Source organism: Gemella sanguinis ATCC 700632 (assembly GCF_000701685.1).
GTDB lineage: Bacteria > Bacillota > Bacilli > Staphylococcales > Gemellaceae > Gemella > Gemella sanguinis.
On record NZ_KL370813.1, the window covers coordinates 73,749 to 92,060 of the forward strand.

The 18,312-nt window shown below is 31.3% G+C and carries 15 protein-coding genes and 2 pseudogenes; 6 read left to right on the forward strand and 11 right to left on the reverse strand.

Annotation, left to right across the window (positions count from 1 at the left end; translation table 11 throughout):
- Positions 1–2 precede the first annotated feature (2 nt).
- Positions 3–1,706 carry a PTS transporter subunit EIIC gene (locus T369_RS0108180; protein ID WP_031554106.1) on the reverse strand — a complete coding sequence of 568 codons (1,704 nt, stop codon included), beginning with the start codon at positions 1,704–1,706 and terminating at the stop codon, positions 3–5.
- A 235-nt stretch (positions 1,707–1,941) separates the two neighbouring features.
- Between T369_RS0108180 and T369_RS0108185 the strand changes: the two genes are divergently transcribed.
- Entirely contained in the window at positions 1,942–2,697 is a 756-nt protein-coding gene (locus tag T369_RS0108185; protein ID WP_031554111.1) for a MurR/RpiR family transcriptional regulator, read from the forward strand.
- Positions 2,698–2,754: 57 nt separating this feature from the next.
- Here T369_RS0108185 and T369_RS0108190 read toward each other — a convergent pair whose 3' ends face one another.
- From T369_RS0108190 to T369_RS0108200, 3 genes are read right to left on the reverse strand one after another with little or no spacing between them, the layout of a single operon-like run.
- A complete protein-coding gene (locus T369_RS0108190; protein WP_031554114.1) occupies positions 2,755–5,232 on the reverse strand; it encodes a hypothetical protein in 2,478 nt (825 codons plus the stop codon).
- A gap of 26 nt (positions 5,233–5,258) precedes the next feature.
- Entirely contained in the window at positions 5,259–5,864 is a 606-nt protein-coding gene (gene ytpR, locus T369_RS0108195; protein WP_031554117.1) for a YtpR family tRNA-binding protein, read from the reverse strand.
- A gap of 30 nt (positions 5,865–5,894) precedes the next feature.
- Positions 5,895–6,695: a DUF1444 family protein gene (locus T369_RS0108200; RefSeq protein WP_031554121.1), complete on the reverse strand. Its 801-nt coding sequence runs from the start codon at positions 6,693–6,695 to the stop codon at positions 5,895–5,897.
- 174 nt (positions 6,696–6,869) lie between these two features.
- Here T369_RS0108200 and T369_RS0108205 point away from each other — a divergent pair, with 174 nt between their 5' ends.
- On the forward strand, positions 6,870–7,130 hold the full coding sequence (locus T369_RS0108205; protein WP_031554126.1) for a hypothetical protein: 261 nt from the start codon (positions 6,870–6,872) through the stop codon (positions 7,128–7,130).
- Positions 7,131–7,217: 87 nt separating this feature from the next.
- Here the strand turns inward: T369_RS0108205 and T369_RS0108210 are convergent, their stop codons facing one another.
- Together T369_RS0108210 and T369_RS0108215 are read right to left on the reverse strand one after the other, a co-directional pair.
- The gene (locus T369_RS0108210) at positions 7,218–7,610 is read right to left on the reverse strand and encodes a helix-turn-helix domain-containing protein (RefSeq protein ID WP_031554129.1); all 393 of its coding nucleotides are present in this window, start codon (positions 7,608–7,610) and stop codon (positions 7,218–7,220) included.
- 299 nt (positions 7,611–7,909) lie between these two features.
- A complete protein-coding gene (locus T369_RS0108215) occupies positions 7,910–9,340 on the reverse strand; it encodes a peptide MFS transporter (RefSeq protein ID WP_031554133.1) in 1,431 nt (476 codons plus the stop codon).
- A gap of 338 nt (positions 9,341–9,678) precedes the next feature.
- Here T369_RS0108215 and T369_RS0108220 point away from each other — a divergent pair, with 338 nt between their 5' ends.
- Complete coding sequence (locus T369_RS0108220) at positions 9,679–10,842, forward strand: multidrug effflux MFS transporter (RefSeq protein WP_031554137.1); 1,164 nt, start codon at positions 9,679–9,681, stop codon at positions 10,840–10,842.
- 105 nt (positions 10,843–10,947) lie between these two features.
- Here T369_RS0108220 and T369_RS09525 read toward each other — a convergent pair.
- The 5 genes and pseudogenes from T369_RS09525 to T369_RS0108240 form a co-directional block, all read right to left on the reverse strand.
- Positions 10,948–11,253, reverse strand: a pseudogene (locus tag T369_RS09525) (transglycosylase SLT domain-containing protein); the annotation flags it as partial.
- A gap of 153 nt (positions 11,254–11,406) precedes the next feature.
- Positions 11,407–12,057, reverse strand: a pseudogene (locus tag T369_RS09530) (ubiquitin-like domain-containing protein); the annotation flags it as partial.
- Between the two features lie 5 nt (positions 12,058–12,062).
- A complete protein-coding gene (locus T369_RS0108230; RefSeq protein WP_031554143.1) occupies positions 12,063–12,848 on the reverse strand; it encodes a TatD family hydrolase in 786 nt (261 codons plus the stop codon).
- Positions 12,849–13,077: 229 nt separating this feature from the next.
- Complete coding sequence (ybaK, locus tag T369_RS0108235) at positions 13,078–13,566, reverse strand: Cys-tRNA(Pro) deacylase (RefSeq protein WP_006364034.1); 489 nt, start codon at positions 13,564–13,566, stop codon at positions 13,078–13,080.
- 124 nt (positions 13,567–13,690) lie between these two features.
- Positions 13,691–14,710, reverse strand: coding sequence for a lactonase family protein (locus T369_RS0108240; RefSeq protein ID WP_031554148.1), 1,020 nt, complete (start codon positions 14,708–14,710; stop codon positions 13,691–13,693).
- Positions 14,711–14,932: 222 nt separating this feature from the next.
- On the opposite strand from T369_RS0108240, the gene guaA reads away from it, so the two are divergent.
- The 3 genes from guaA to T369_RS0108255 all read left to right on the forward strand — a co-directional run.
- A complete protein-coding gene (gene guaA, locus T369_RS0108245) occupies positions 14,933–16,477 on the forward strand; it encodes a glutamine-hydrolyzing GMP synthase (protein WP_031554152.1) in 1,545 nt (514 codons plus the stop codon).
- Between the two features lie 625 nt (positions 16,478–17,102).
- Positions 17,103–17,690, forward strand: coding sequence for a recombinase family protein (locus tag T369_RS0108250; RefSeq protein WP_031554156.1), 588 nt, complete (start codon positions 17,103–17,105; stop codon positions 17,688–17,690).
- 200 nt (positions 17,691–17,890) lie between these two features.
- Positions 17,891–18,312: hypothetical protein (locus tag T369_RS0108255; RefSeq protein WP_211247188.1), on the forward strand; the 422-nt coding region annotated here is incomplete at its 3' end.

Below are 18,312 nucleotides of genomic sequence, written 5' to 3' on the forward strand. Positions count from 1 at the left end.
AATTACTCCTCCATACCAAGCATATCTTGGATTTCCATTTTTAATACATTAGCATGAGCTCCGTAAATTGATTGCATTTGCATATCACTTTCCGCAAATCCCATAGCTCCTAATTTCTTAGTAATTGTATTTTGATCAACTAGGCTCTTATCTTTAACATTAATTCTTAATCTAGTAATACATGCATCAACTGCTTCAATATTATCTGGACCACCATGTGCTTTAACAAGAGCTACTGCTTGTTTATGAATACCTTCCTTAGTTTTAGGGACAGTCTCCATAACTTCATCACTTGAAGCTTCTTCAACTTTAGCTTCTTTAGTTTCTTTACCTATAGTTGCAATTTCAACTCCGTATTTAGCACGAGCTTCATTTTTATTAGATAAACGAACTTCATCACTATCTTCACGACCAGGTGTTTTAAGGTCAAATTTAACAATCATAAATCTGAACACAACATAGTAGATAAAGAAGTAAACTATACCTACAAGTGGTACTAACCAATATTTTGTTTTTGGTCCTTGAAGAACACCGTAGATAACCCAGTTAATGAATCCGTGTCCTGTTGGAGTAGCAACCCCAGCACCTAACATGTGCATTACGAATAATGCTGAACCAGCTAAGAATGCGTGCACGATGTAAAGGATTGGTGCTACGAATAAGAATGTGAATTCGATTGGTTCAGTGATACCTGTTAAGAATGAAGTACCAGCTGCTGCGAATAATAATGAACCTACAACTTTACGTTTTTTCTCGTCAGCTGTTTTGTACATTGCATAAGCTGCACCAGAAAGACCGAACATGAAGTAAACGAATTTACCACCATTGAAACGAGTGATATTTGGATCAACATGTTTGATGTTTGGATCAGCAAGAGATGCTAAGTAAGCGTTGATTGTACCAACAACACGTTTTCCACCAATTTCCCAAGCTCCACCTAACTCTGTAGTACGAACTGGCCAGTTTAGACCGTGGTGAAGACCAAATGGAAGTAAAGCACGCTCTAGTAAACCGTATAAGAACGTTCCTATTGGACCCGATTTAAGAATAAATACAGAAAGTACACTGATACCTTTTTGGATTGGAGGCCAAACGAAGAATAATCCACTTGCTACTGCCGCCATAACTACCATAGTTGCTATCGGTACAAAACGTGGTCCACTGAAGAATCCAACTACTGGTGGAAGTTGTACTTTAACTGCCCACTTATGAACGAAGTAAACAACAATACCTACTATAATACCTCCGAATACACTAAGGTCCATAGTTTGAATACCTAAAACTTTAGTCTGCATGGCATTAGATAATGCTAATTTTGCATCATTACCTGACATTTTAGATGTATCAACTAATTTCCCACTGAATTTTAATAGGAAGTTTAGTATGTAATGTAACACCATAAAACCTAATAAACCTGATAGAGCTGCTGAACCTTTTTCACGTTTAGCTAGTCCTACCGCTACCCCTACCGCAAAAATTATAGGAAGATTGTCAAAAGCTGTATCTCCTAATGCTATAAAGAATTTCATAATAAACTGCACTACTGAATTGTTTAATGCAGGGAACATTTTTAATGTATTAGTATTACTAAATGCAGTACCAATACCTTTAATAATACCTGCACCCGGAAGTACAGATACTGGTAATAAGAACGAACGTCCGAATTGCTCGAAAGCAGAAACGAATTTATTTTTTTTCTTTGCCATTACCTTTCTCCTTTTTCTAATTTTTATGACTATATTATAACAGAACTAAACTTGTTTTTTCAAATATTGCTTAAAAATTTCTTATTTTGTAAAATTTTACTTTTTAAGTAAAATTTTACTATCTTTATAAAACAGCTATGTAATCACTTTCTTTTTTATTGGTTTTGTGGTATTATACAATATGTTATTTATTCAAAATAAATATTTTAGTAATTTTTACTCTAAGAGGTATTCCATGTTTTTTGAAAATTTGAAAGAAAACTACGATAAGTTATCTATATCTGAACAGCAAGTTATAGATTTTTTAATGAAACAACCTGCTGTTGAAACAACTACATTGAAAAAAAATAAACAAGAGGTACTAGTATCTTCTTCTACTGTTATTAGGGCATGTAAAAAGCTTGGTTATAACACTTTTAACGACTTACGTTATGATATTAGACTAAGTAAAGAATTAGAAAAGAGCAAAGAGGCAACTCTGTCATCTAATTTTAACCAGTTAAAAGATCAGCTTACTATTGAATTTAACCGTACTATGTCTATTTTAAATCAAGAAGATTTTGATAGTTTCGCTGAAACAATAGTTAATGCTAGAAGAATCTTTTGTATTGGTAGTGGATCTAGTTATATGGTAGTAGCTGATTTTAATAGAAAGCTTAAGTTAGTTGACTTATGGGCAAATGACTACTTTGAATTGTATAGTATCCAAAGGATTCCTGAAATTTCTACAGATAAAGATGTAATAATCACATTCTCCCTAGGCGGTGCTTCTAAAGAAATAAATGAAAGTATTTTATCTGCGAAACAAAATGGTACTAAGGTTTTAGCAGTTACTAGTTTAACCGCTAGCCCATTAGCGAAAATTAGTGATCAGATTATTAATATTTATGATGCCCCAAAAGCTAGAAAGAAAATTCGTTCACGACTAATGTTAAACGTTGTTGCTATTATACTTTTTGAAATTATAGTAAGTAAACTTAATAATAAATAAAGAGCTTTGAGATATTTTTTTCTCAAAGCTCTTTTGGTTTTTAGTATATATTAGATATTATTTTCTAGTTTTTTTATTTTTTACTTTGTTTTTTGGAACTCTTTTTGAAGTACCGATATTCCAAACTGCTTCTTCTTGTGAAGCTATTTCTTTGTATATATTGGAATTTGTTTTAGTATTTTTAGTAGTTTTTTTACTTTCTTCTTTTTTAGGTGATGGTTTTGACACTGATCCGTAAACTGATGAGTAAACAGGAGATGGTTTGAACTTACCAACACTTCTTGAGTTAGGTGTTATTGTACTTGTTTCCATCATAGTATTTACTACAGATTTTTTGGGAACATTTACTGTACTTGTAGAGTATTTTTCAAAAATAGCATCAAGTATTTTTTGATTTTTCTCTATTTTCTCTTTGCTTACTGGTCTGTATCCTCTGTCAATAGTTTTATATTCACCTAATGCAGTTCCTTTATCACTATCAAAGTAGCTATAAACATCTTCAGTATAAAGTTTTTCAGTATATTCAATTCCAGGAGTTTCTTCTACTTCCTCTGTTTGAGTTACTGGTTCAACCTCTTCTGCTTTTTGAACTGGCTTAACCTCTTCTTCAGTAGTATTAGCTCTTTCTCTTACTGCTTCTTGACGTTTTTCAACAACTTCATAAGGAACTGTTTTTTCTTCTGTAAATTTATCAACATCATTAGCTACATGTTGTTGTTTTTTACTTTTTGTAATATCTTTTAGTAAACTATCGATATTTACATTATCTGTAGTCTCTTCTAGATAGTTTTGTTCTTCTAATTCAACTATCTCTCCTTCATCTAAATGATAGTCGCTATAACCTTCTAATCTATCTTTCTTAGGTTCTTTAATTTCATCGTATTCTTCTACTTCAATATCTTCTATCTTAGCAACTTCTTCAACTAAATCTACCTCGTCTTCTTCTTTTTCTTCAAGGTTTTCAAGTTTTTCTTTTTCTTGTTTTATTTCTTCAAGGTTAGAATTTAACTCTTCTATTTCTTTAGTTGTTTCGTCTTTCTCATCTTCTATCTCGATATTTTCTGATTCAATAAGTTCATCTAAAGTTACATTTTCTTTCTCATCACTTAGAGTAATATCTTTATAATCAGTAGTAGTTTCTACTTCTTCTACCTCTTCTTTATTGCGAGATTCCACACTAGTTTTTCTAGTAGTTCTATCTATATCATCTTCGAAAAGTTCTTCATTTCCACCAAGTATATCATTAACACTTGTGTATTTTACTCTTTCACGACGTTCTGCATCAGATTTAACTTCTCTAACTTCAAACTCTGGAACTTCTTTTATTTTAGCTTGATTTTCTTTTTGTTCAATATTTTCAAAAATGTCATCAAGTTCTTTATTTTGTTGATAAAGAGGGTTATCTTTTTCTATTTTATCTTCTTTTCTTTCTAGTTTATTGAATTCACTGTCAAGTTTTTGTCGTTCTTCTTTGTGTTTAGACTCACGTTCTTCTATTTCTTCTTGTTCTTTTTGTCTTTCACGATAAACACTAGCTACTTCTTCTTTTAGTGCAGTATTATCTCTTCCTAAAATAACTTCTTTTTCTAAATCATCAATCTTATGATCTTGTTTTAATCGTTTTGTTCTAACGGCAGCTAATGTAGGGTGAGTTCTACGACCAGATTTGTCTCCAAAGATATCAACATCTTTTAGCTCTGCATTTTCTACACCTAATTTTTTAAGTGTTGTAGCTAAATCAGGCGCTACTTCTTCTGATGTTTCCTTAGTATCTTTTTCTTCAAATTCTTCTAAATCTATTTCTTCAAACCCTTTGTGTTCTTCTTCGAAATAGTCATCTTGATATTCAATTACTAGTTCATCTTCTTCTTGATGTTTGTTAGTATTTTCTTTTACGAAAAGCTCTTCCTCTTCTTCATCTTCATAATACTCATCAAGCGAACGATCTAATTCTTCTTGCTCTATTTCCTCATCACTTACACTAAAGAATTTATCTTTAAGCTTACTAAAGAATCCAGCACCTTTTTCTTCTTTTGGCTTCTCTTCTTTAGAATCGTATAATTCAGTATTTCTTTCTTGACGCTCTCTCTTTTGTCTTTCGAAATACGTTTTGTAGTCTTCTGCTTCGTCTTCCTCTTCTTCTTCGAAAAATTCTTCTTCGTAGTTATCTTCCTCTTCTACAAAATCTTCTACCTTATTGTCTTTTTTTCTAGATTTAAATAAATCTTTTATTTTAGAGAAAACCCCAACTTCTTTAGCAGACTTATCTTCACTGAATTCCTCTTCTTCATCATCGAATTCAATATCAAACTCGCTTGATACATCTTCAACTTCTAAATCATAGTCAATATCATCTTCTTTAACTTCTTCTTTTTTATGAGAATACTCAATATCGAACTTTTCGTCATCTGTGTAGTCTGTATACTTAGCAACTTTTTTATTTTCTTTTTTTGAGTTCTTTTCTACTTTTTCCTCTTCTTCACGGAAGATTTCTTCTTCATCTTCTTCTAAAAACCATTTTTTCCAATTTACCATACTTTACACCACCTACTACTAAAATATTATTCTAAATTTAAATCTTTAAATTTAGTTCCAACTTCAACATCATTATCTAACACTAAAATACCTCTTGCTTCTTCTTGTGGCAATCCTAGCTCACGTTTTGAACATAGCATTCCATTTGATTCTACGCCACGAAGTTTTGATTTTTTAATAAGTAATCCACTAGGCATCATAGCTCCTATTAGTGATACAACAACTTTTTGTCCTGCTTCTACATTTGGTGCACCACAAACAATTTGTAATACTTCATCCTCACTAACTTTAACAGTTGTTACTTTTAACTTATCTGCGTCAGGATGTTTTTCACATGTTAATACTTCACCAACTACAAAGTAGTCATCGTTGTTTCCTTCTAAGTCGATTTTAATACCATTTTTTTCTAATCTTTTTTCTAGAACTTCTTTTTGTTCTTCTGTTAATTCAATACTTCCTTCACCTTGAAGTTTTAAATTCTCTACATTAAAAATATTTAATCCTACTAAATGACCATTTTCATCTTTAATAAGTGTTATATTTTTTTTATCTTCATATGTAACATTTTCACTATCTTTGATAGTTATTAGTAATGTTTCACCTAACATTTTTTTGTTGTAAAAAAATAACATAATTAACTACTCCTAAAAATCTATTTTAAATTATTCAACAAATATGAAGTAACTTTCTAATTTTTTACCATCATATTTAAAAGTAATAGTTGTTATTGGAACTAAACCTTCCGCAAAGAAATGAACCATTACCTTTTGTAAAATTTCTAATCCTTTTTTATTTTTTATATCCGCTATAATTAAAGTGTCTTGATGTGGCAACCCTACATAAAAGTCTGAACCTATTTTTTCATAAAAGTAATTTAATACTTTCTCATCCAAAATACGCGCTCCATCATAACCATCTTTAGCATTTAAAAAATAAAAATCATTTCCCTGAACACTATCTTTATTATATTTCAATGATAATTTTTCTAAATTACCTTTAGCGAACCCAAAGAGTTCCTCATCAGAAATAAGTAGCTGTTCAGTAACTTTCCTATCTAAAAATTTATAGCCATTTTTAAAATCATATACTAAATAAATATCTGTTTCATTAGTATGATTAAGCTTTATTAAGTTTTGCTTATTTTCTTTATTAAAGCTAGTAGATCTTACTACAGGAAAAACATGCTCTATCAAATCATCTTTATTTAAGTTTGATGTCGAAATTTTTTCCTGAGCTTCAAAATTAGAAACTATGTAATAAACAAACTCATCAATTTTCTTATCACTAAGACTATTTTTTTTGTTTCCTAATTTTTTTACAAAACTATCAATATCTATCTTCGCTTTATTATTTTTGTATTCTAATATAAAAATACTACTATCATCTTCTTTTTTTTCATGAATTTTTAATGTTGGTAGTTTTTCTATAATTTTCTCAAAAATATAATCTCTAGTATATGACATACTGCCTCCTTTAGTGCATAATATGACAACTTAATTATAACATATATCTTCTACATCTATCAACACTAATTCCTTAATAAAACGTATTATTTATTAAAAGTCCAAATTTAATATTTAATTGCTTATTTTTTGATATTTTGCTATAATTTAATTATTATTTTTAGGAGAAAATTTATGTCTGCTGAAGAACAAAAACGAGCCGAATTAAAATTAAAATATGAGAACTGGATAAAAAAAAATAAGATTAGATTGTTTGCCTTTAGCATTATCTATCTTATTATACTTTTATTAAATTTTATAATTTTTAAAAATAATAAAATAACTATTTTATCCTCATTATTATTTTTCACATATACAGTCTATACACAAACTCTGATTTGGTTTATAAATAATAAACTAATCACAAAAGTCGATAGTATTGATTTTAAAAATTAAGCAATATAACTGTTATTAAACAAAGACCACGGGATATTTTTTAAAATTCCCAGTGGTCTATTTTTCTATATTCAGTTTTAATACTTACTACTTAGATCTAAGCTGGTAAATACCTACACAAGCGAGTCCTATACCAAGCATTGTAAAACCAGATTTCATGTCAAGTTCTCCTAATAGGGAACTTACAACAACAGCAATTCCCATTGCAGTAGGTATGGCCTTTAAGATAATGTTAAATAAGTAAGGAGCTCCTTTGTGCCTATTTCCGGGAATTGACTTAGCGTTCATAAGTTCTTCCACGGATACGCCAAAGATCTCTGCAATTTTTGGTAATGTTGCTGTATCAGGAAAAGCAATATTTCTTTCCCACTTTGAAACAGCTTTATCGGTTATGTTAAGCATATCAGCCAAATCTTTTTGAGTCATTCCTTTTTCTTTTCTAAGCGTACTAATGATATCGCCTATAGATTTGTTTGTCATAAGGCATTCTCCTTTACAATTTTATTGTTATACTTATTGTAGCTATATTCTCCAAAGGAGTAAACCGAAGTATGGTAGAGTTTACTAAACCGGAGGTTTATCTTCACAAAACATTATTATTTATTATATTTTATCATGCAAAATAGAATAAATCCAACATAGACCTGTTTTAAAAAACAGAGTTATCTTGATATTAATCTATTTTTAAAATAACATCATAACCACAGATGATACTATCAATTTAAAAATTAAAAAAGCACTAAACCTAATGTTTAGCGCTTTTTTTCTCTTTTTTAAAATTAAGCTTCTTTTGCTTCTAGAGTTTCCTCTTCTTCGTGCTCTTTTCCTAGTTTATCTAGAGCCATTAAGTTTTCAAGTGGTTTACCAATTGCTAACATTAATACCCCAAGAACACCCATGATAATCGCGATTACACCTAATACTTTTTCATAACCCCAAGTTTCAGTCCATCCAACAGTTTTACCACTGATCCAAGCTGAAACTACATATGTGAAGTACCAAATCGCCATAGACATAGCTGCATATTTTTTAGGTAGTAATTTACTGAATAATGCCATACCGATTGGAGAAACAAGTAATTCCCCAACAGTTAATACGAAGTATCCAGCTAATACGTACCAGATGCTCATTCTTATTGAACCATCAAGTACTCCACCTAATGAACGTAGACCAAGTACGAAACATACGAATCCAAGACCTGTAAGAATCATACCCCATCCCATCTTAGTAGCAACACGCCAGTCATTGTTTTTCTCAGCAAGTTTCATCCAGTACCATCCGAACAATGGTGCAAGAACGATACATAAGAATCCGTTAAATGATACTAACCATGTAATTGGCATTTGGAATCCTAAAACGTTTAAGTCAACTAGTTCGTCTGTCATAAGAGTAACTGTTGTTTGTGTTTGGAAGTAAGCTGACCAGAAAATACAAGAGAATGCGAAGATTACAACCGCAGCGTAAGTACGACCTTTATCGTATTTAGATGGTTTTAAGTCTGCTTTATTTTCTTCAGCAGTTTCGTGTTTGTTTTTACCTACTGGGTATCTTCCTGCATCACCTAATAATTTATCTTTACCAAATGTAAACATTAAGAATGTGATGAATAAACAGATAGCAACCATTAAGAATGCTGGAGTAAATCCATATCTAGTAATCTCTCCATTTGCATTTTTTGTAGCTCCCCATTCTTGGAAGATAAGTCCACCAATGATTGGTCCAAGTAAGCTACCGATGTTAACGAACATGTAGAATAAACTATATGCTGCGTCTTTCATAGTTACTTGTTTATCATCGTAAAGTTCACCTACCATTGCTGATAAGTTACCACGGAAGAAAGCACCTGCGATAGAGTTAATAATAACCCCTGTTAAGAATACATAAAAACGACCATTTGCAAATGCAGTAAATAAAGTACCAATAGAGTTGAATAAAATACCAAATTGGATTGCACGTTGCATACCGATGTATTTATCTGTTAGGTAAGCTCCTAGTAATGGTAATAGCGATCCAATAGTTCCTAGGTACGCCATAACATCCCCTGCGAATGTTTTATCTAAACCTAATCCACCTTTTTCTACTGAATAAGTATAGAATAAAATTAAAAATCCTGATGTAGCATAAGATGCATAACTTTGGATAGCCATCATTGTATTGATAAGCCACAGCCCGACAGGGTGTTTAAGAGTTTTGTCTTTTTGTTTGCTCATATTGAAATATTTCCTTTCATTTTATTTTACAGCTATATTATAACATGAATATGCTTCCAAAACAATAAATATTTAAAATAATTCATTATATTTTTAAATATTAATATATAAAAAAATATTTAAAGATAAACCGCAACAGTATCAGCTCTATGACTATCAATAATAAAAAAATAAATTTTTTAATTTAAAAATTTCATACCTAAATATTTTAATTAATAGTTTTACATCTTATTATTCTCTTTAAATTAAGTTTTCATTATTTTACAACGTTTTTTCTTACACGAAATTTTTATTTGTGTTATAATCACTAATACAATAAAAATGAGAAAGGAGACTACATGACAATAAAAAGAAACTCGAAATTATTTTTAGTTCTGTTTTTAGGAACTTTATCAGCATTTGGGCCATTTGTTACAGATTTATATTTACCCGCACTACCACTAATGAGCAATTACTTTAGTGCGAGTACATCAACTATTCAACTTACACTTACAGGTAGTATGGTAGGACTTGCTTTGGGACAATTACTTATTGGACCTATTAGCGATAAACTTGGTCGTAAAAAGCCATTATTAATCAGTCTTATCGTTTATTTAATTAGTACAGTAGCTATAATTATTTTACCTAATATATACGCAATGATTATCCTACGTTTTATTCAAGGAATTTCATCTGCGGGTGCTGTAGTAATATCAAGAGCTGTGTCAACCGACCTATACAAAGGTAAAGAAATGGCACAATTTTTCGCCTTATTAATGGCAGTAAATGGACTTGCACCAATTCTTTCACCAGTACTAGGTAGTCTACTTCTTGAATTTACTGATTGGCGAGGAATATTTATAGCTCTTGCGTTTATCGGTATTATTATAATAATTGCCTCTCTAAAATTCCACGAATCTCTAGCTGAAGAAAAGAGACTAAATGTACCTATTACTAAAACATATCATTCTATAGTTTTAGTTTCAAAAAATAAACTTTTTACAGCTCTAGTGTTTATTCAAGGATTTGCTTTAGCTGCAATGTTTGCCTATATAGCAGCATCTCCGTTTATTTTACAAACATACTATAATTTATCAGCTATTAGTTATAGTATATGTTTTGGATTAAATGGATTCGCAATAGTATTAGGTAGTAAAATTTCTGGTAGATTTAATGAGAAGAAAAGTATGAAAATTGGGCTAACTGGAATGCTTGTTGTTAGTATCTATCTTGCAATAGTTCTTTCTTTAACATTACCATTTCTACTTGTTGAAGTTGGATTTTTCCTACTATTATTAGGACTTGGACTAATACTTCCTGCAGGATCAGCACTTGCCATGGGATTAGAGCGTAAACGTGCAGGTAGCGCCTCAGCACTATTTGGTTTTCTACCATTCTTTTTAGGTGGAATTGTATCACCATTAGTAGGAATTGGAAATATCTTCTACTCTAGTTCAATAGCTATCGTTATTTGTTGCGTTATACCATTTGTAATATATAAAGCAATAGAGAAAAAATTATAACAATAAAAGAGTTTTGTAGTTTTAATTTGCTACAAAACTCTTTTTATACACTATTATTATAGAAAAAAAGGTTTAAGAATAACTCTTAAACCTTAATTATTTATCTTATCTTCTTACACCCCAAGCTGATAATCCTTGTGCATTATAAGCTTTAACTGCTGCGTTGATTTGGTCTTTAACTGTTGCAGTTGATCCCCATCCAGGCATTGTTTGGAATAATCCACTTGCACCTGATGCGTTTCTTGCGTATACTTGACCATTTGATTCACGAGCGATGATTCTTTCCCAAGTAGAAGCTGATACACCTGTACGACGAGCCATTTCTTGAGCTGCCGCTGTACCTGCCGCTCCTGCAGTGTTACCATTTGATAATACTACTCCACCTGAAGATTGGCTGTATGAATATTGCGGTGTGTATGAACTTTGTGCTGCATAACTATTTGTTGATGCTGCTTTAGAATATGAAGTTGCTGGAGTAGAGATTGTTCCTGCTCCTGTAGTTGCTGTTTCAGTAGATGTTGAAGCAACAGCTTGTTGAGCTCCTTCACGTTGTTTTGTTCCAACTACTACTACTTTAGCTGTTGGCTCAGTAATAACTTTTTCAGAAACTACTTCTTTAGAAACTTCTTTTCCATCTTCGTGTACTACACTGTAAGTAACTTCTTTTTCACCGTCTTGACCTTCAGTTTTAGTAACTACTTCATCTACATATTTAGTGTCATCTTTTTCTTCTTTAGTTTCAAATTTAATTGCTTCTTTTACTGTTTGAGTTGTTTTTCCAACACGAGCAATTTTAATAGTGTCAACTTCTGCTACTTCTGTTTTAAGACCAGGAGTTACTTTATCTTCTGCTCCTACAGTAATGTTTAATTCTTTAAGAATGTCTTCAACTTTTTTGTAAGTTGTTTTTCTAACTGTTGTTGTTTCACCATCTTGGATTGTGATTTCACGAGCTTTGTAAATACGGATGTCTTCTCCACCATTTACTTTTGTGTCTAATCCTGGTTCAACACGATCATCAGCATTATAGCTGATATTGTTAGCTGCAAGAATTTCTCTTACTGTTCCTTTTTTAGCTTTTACGTCTACTTTTGTATTATCAGAAAGAGTTACCGCGAATGCTGAATGACCTGTGTACTCTTCTGCTATCATAAATGCCCCTGATAATAAAACTCCTGATGCCGCTGCTGCTGTAATTACTTTTCCGAATTTCATATAAATTAATCATTCTCCTTTTGTTTTATTTTGAACAATTTACAAGCATTATTAAATGTTTGCTCTGTTAGCTGTTCATAGCTCATTTCTTTTAAGTCTGCTATTTCTTGTGCTACATAGTGCACATAAGCAGGTTCATTTCGCTTTCCTCTATATGGTGTTGGCGTTAAATATGGACAATCTGTTTCGATTAAAAGTCTATCTAATGGACAAGCTTTCGCTACTTCTTTAGGTGTCTTAGCATTTTTAAATGTTACCGGACCTCCTAATGAAATATGAAAGTTCTCTTTAAGCATGATATTCATACTTTCTACCGAACCAGAAAAACTATGCATTATTCCACCTACTTCACTAGCTTTTTCTTCTTTAAGTATTTCAATAGTGTCTGCCATTGCATCTCTTGTATGAATTACAACTGGTTTTCCTACTTCTTTAGCTATTGCAATCTGTTTTCTAAATACTTCTTTTTGAATATCTTTTGGACTTTTATCCCAGTGATAATCTAATCCAATTTCACCAATAGCTACCACTTTATCATTAGTAAGAGCAATTCGTTTTATCATTTCGTATTTTTCATCTGTAAAATCAATCGCTTCTACTGGATGCCAGCCAATTGTTAAATATAAAAAGTCATATTTAGATGTAATTTCTAATGCTTTTTCTATACTTTTATCATCAAAGCCTACTATATTTATTAATTTTACTCCCGCTTCTTTAGCGCGAGCTATAGTATCTTCTAAATCTTCTAAATAAGCATCATCATTTAAATGCGCATGTGTATCAAATAACATAGTACGCCTCCTTCACATTTCCTATTATAACAAAAAAAAATTTCATTAAAATATCTAAACTATTTCAATTACGTTACAATCCCTTTGTCATTTCTTTACAAAGAAATACTCTTTTAAAGCCGATAGCGATAGCCATCGCATTGTATCTGTTTACATAAAATTTTTAGTATTTTAAAACAATAAAAAGAACCTAGATTTCTCTAGATCCTTTCATTTATATTCATATATATTATGCTGTAATGTCTACTATTTGTGCACCAATAAGTTCTTCTAATACTTCTGGTTTCACTTCTACTTGATGACCAACTTTCCCAGCTGATACAACAATTGTTTCTACATCTTTACATTTCTCATCTACAAAAGTAGGGAATAATTTTTTCATTGCAAATGGAGAACATCCACCCTTAACATAACCAGTGATTTTTGTTAAATCTTTTAATGGTAACATAGACAGTGATTTTACACCCGCAGCTTTTGCTAATTTCTTGAAATTAATACTATCTTCACTCATTAAAACACCAACTACATAAGTACCTTTACCATCAGTAGTCATAATTGTTTTAAACACTTGATTATGATCTTTACCTATAATGTCTGCTACTCCTACCCCTGTTTTTGCTGCATCACTACTAGCATCAAACTCAAAGTGATTATACTCAACATTATGATCATCTAGAAATCTCATAGCATTTGTTTTTATTTCTTTTTTCTTAGACATAAAATACCTCTTTCTTTACCCTTATCAGTAATATAACTATATTTTACTCCAAACTTTTTGCTCTGTCAAAACTTTTTGAAAATATTCTTTTGTGTTTTCTGAAAATTTCATAAATCACCAATTTCTAAACAAACTGTACACAAACCGCTTCAGGAACTACAACATCTTTTTCTACACAGTCTAGTTTCCCAGTAGTTTTATCTACTTTATAAACAGTTATAGTACCACTTGTTTCATTAGTAGCTATAGCTAAAGTATTATCTTTATTTAGATTGAAATCGCGTGGATCTTTTCCAAATGTACTTATTGTTTGAATTTGTTCTAAATAATCACCCTTATCTTCAAAAACAACTATAGCATCTTGACCTCTATTAGACACATAAATAAATTTATTGTCATTAGAAATTTTTATTGCACTACCTTTATTTTCACCATTAAAATCACTTGGTAATGTTGGATGATATTTTGGATTAGATAATTTACCTTTACCATCATAATCAAAAGAAATTACTTCACTAGTTAATTCAGTCATTACAAAAGCTTTTTTACTATCGCTAGCAAACACTATATGACGAACCCCACTACCTGCTTTTGCTTTAAAGTTTTCGACTTTTGTCAGTATACCCTCATTTAGTTTATAAGTTGTAATATCGTCCGTACCTAAATCACATGTAAACACGTATTCTCCGTCTGGTGTAAAACCTGAAAAATGAACATGTGGTTTTTCTTGACGAGGATGAACTCCGCTACCTTCATGGGTATCTGTAGATAATAATTCACCTAACTCACCATTTTGTAATATAGAATAACTATCTACAGTTCCTGTGTGATAATTTGCTGATAAAAGATATTTGTTATCTTTACTTACTTCTACACAACATGGTGGATTACCCTCTTTACCGACCGATGTTAATAGTTCTAAGTTACCATCTTCTTTTACTTTAAAACTTGACACCGCACCTTTATCTTCTATTTTCGAAACACTATATAAAGACTTATTATTATTTGAGAATGCTAGATATGTTGGATTATCAACTTTAGCAACCGCCTCAACACTACTAACTTTCCCTTCTTCTGATAATTCTACTTTGTATATTCCTTGGCTATCTTTTTTTGTATATGTACCTATATAAGCTCTGCTCATTACTATACCTCCTTAACTAATTACTACTTTATTATATCATCTATTTCGATTAATTAGATAAAATATACTTTTCTTTATAGTTTATACATTTTCATTTATAATTTTTAAGAAAAAAATAGAGTATTAAGAAAATATTCTATCACATGGAAAATATAGTTTTACTTATAGGATATTCCTTGATATAATAGAGTATATTTATAAGTAAATTTTAGGAGGATAACTGTGAAACACGAATTTATACTAGTTCTTGATTTTGGTAGTCAGTACAACCAACTTATTACACGTCGTGTGCGTGAGCTTGGTGTTTACTCTGAACTACATGATAACGAGATTTCTATTGATGAGATTAAAAAAATGAATCCAAAAGGGATTATTCTTTCAGGAGGACCAAACTCTGTTTATGAAGAAAATTCACTTACAATCGATGATGAAATCTTTAACTTAGGTATTCCAGTACTAGGTATCTGTTACGGAATGCAACTTATGCAACATAAATTAGGAGGAAAAGTTGAATCTGCGACAAGTAGAGAATACGGTGCTCATAATATTGATGTAACTCCAGGAGCTAGATTATTTGAAGGTACTCCTGCTACTCAACAAGTATTAATGAGTCACTCTGACAAAGTTGTTGAACTTGCTGAAGGATTCAAAGTAGTAGCAACTAGTGATAACTGTCCTATCGCTGCTGCAGAAAATGTAGAAAAAGACTTCTACTGCTTCCAATTCCACCCAGAAGTTCGTCACTCAGAATTTGGATACGACTTACTTAAAAACTTTATTAGAAACGTATGTAAATGTACTGATAACTGGACTATCCAAAACTTTATTGATGAAAAAATTGAAGAAATTCGTGCAGAAGTTGGAGATCAAAAAGTTCTATGTGCCCTATCAGGAGGAGTTGATTCTTCTGTAGTAGCTGCATTATTAGACAAAGCTATCGGAGATCAACTAATCTGTATGTTTATAGATCACGGTTTACTTCGTAAAGGTGAAGCTGAAGGTGTTATGAAAACATTCAGTAAAGAAATCGAAGGTGGATTCAATATGAATCTTATCAAAATCGACGCTAAAGATAGATTCCTTGGTAAACTAAAAGGAGTTAGCGATCCTGAACAAAAACGTAAAATTATCGGAAATGAGTTCGTATATGTGTTTGATGAAGAATGTGCTAAATTACACGATGTACCATTCTTAGCTCAAGGTACACTTTATACTGACGTTATCGAATCTGGAACTAAAAATGCTCAAACAATCAAATCTCACCACAATGTAGGTGGATTACCAGAAGATATGCGTTTCTCTCTAATCGAGCCACTTAACACTTTATTCAAAGATGAAGTACGCGCATTAGGAGAAGCACTTGGATTACCTCGTGAGATTGTTTGGCGCCAACCATTCCCAGGACCAGGATTAGGTATCCGTGTTCTTGGAGAAGTAACAGAAGAAAAATTACAAATCGTTCGTGATAGTGACTTCATCTTACGTGATGTTATCGCTAAACGTGGACTAGAAGGAGAAGTATGGCAATACTTCACATGTCTTCCAGATATCCGTTCAGTTGGAGTTATGGGAGATGTTAGAACATACGACTACACTGTAGCTGTTCGTGCCGTAACAAGTATCGACGGTATGACTGCGAGCTGGGCTCACCTTCCTTTCGAAGCGTTAGAAGAAATCTCTGCACGTATCGTAAACGAAGTAGCTCACGTTAACCGCGTAGTGTATGACATTACAAGTAAACCACCAGCAACGATTGAGTGGGAATAATGCGGTGTAACTTAGAATTATTAGGAGTATAACGACGACATAATTCTTAGATACAGCGTATGCAACAAGAACTTTAATCTTAACGAGCAACGCGAGAAAAAGATTATTAGTTCTAACTGCTAACATAGTAAGATATATAAAACCCTTATTTTTTTAAGGGTTTTTCTTATAGTTGCAACCATTTTGCAACCAAAAAAGCGACTTAAACCAAGAAACCTTATTTAACAGTATCTTTAAAGTTATATATAGACTTAAAACAACATAAAACACTTTGGATTGTCTCCAAAGTGTCTCCAAAATAAATTAAGAGTTAAACCTACAAGTAAGAATTTAATTTTTTTCTTGTAGGTTTTCTTTATATAAAATATAGTTCATTAATTTATATAAATATCATTTATGCGACATAATAAAATAGTAATACAAATTATAATCAAAAATTTTATACAAAAAATAATATTTAATACATTTTTAATTATTATATCCAAAATTCAAAAATAGTAAAATTACTAATATTTTAGCCAATACAAACAGAATTGATTGATACAAAAAAATAGAATACACTATATATAAAAGGAAACTTATTCCTCTATTTTATAGAAAAAAATAAAAGGTAGGTAATAATTTTATGCGTTATGGTTATGTACGGGTATCAACAAAAGAGCAAAGTATTGAAAGGCAGTTGATAGTTCTCTTTATGGAAAATATAACTGCAGAGAGAATTTTTATCGACAGAGTTTCGGGAAAAGATTTTAATAGAGTTGAATATCGAAATCTTTTGAACGTGTTGAAGTCAGGGGATGAGTTGGTAATTAAATCTATTGATAGGTTGGGTAGAAATTATGATGAGATATTAGAGCAATGGAGGATATTAACAAAAAAGAAAAATGTTAATATAACAGTGTTAGATTTTCCTTTATTGAATACTAAAAATAGTAGGGATACTATTACAGCTAAATTAATTTCAGATTTAGTTTTGCAAATTTTATCTTATGTATCACAAGTCGAAAGAGAGCAAACTAAGCAGCGTCAAATGGAAGGAATTCGTGTTGCAAGAAAGAAAGGTATAAAATTTGGAAGACCTGAGCTACAGAAGCCTAAAAATCTTCATTTAATTTTAGAGAAATATAGAAAAAAAGAGTTAACTATTCGTGAAGGAGCTAAAATTTTGGGCGTTTCAAAAAGTACATTTCATAATTGGTCAAAAAAATTTTAATTTTGTCAAGAATTGTAGACTTATTAGGACAAAATTAAAGTTAATAATAGATTATTAATTTTAAAGAAAATAAATAAAAAAACCTAAGATTTCCCTATTTATTTTCTCAATAAACATTATACCAGCTTCGTCCAATAAAGTCTAATTTTTGGGACAAGATCATTATTTCAATAAAATTAAATCTTTGGAGGGTCTATATTATGACTAAAAAATCAATTAAAGTTTTAGCAGTAACAACTTTAGCATTATCTGCTTTTGGAACTGCGTCAGCATTACCTACTTCAAACGTTGAAGCTGCATCAGTAACTCAAACATCTGGAAACGAATCAGTTGGAAAATACGAAGCAGTAACAAATCCATTCAAAACATTTGAATCAGCAGAAAACTTCGCATTTGGTGAAATACCTAAGATCTTAGACAATTACTCTTATAAAACACACGTTGCGCCAGCTCCGACAAATGGATACAGAGTATTAGCTACAATTGATTACGGCGGGATAACTTCTAAAGCTGAAGCTCAAAACGCTGCTAACAAAGTGGTTCAAGCTTCAGACGCTGCAATCGCAGCAGAGGCTAAAGCAGATACTGATAAACCAGCTGAAGACACTGCTAAACCAACTGA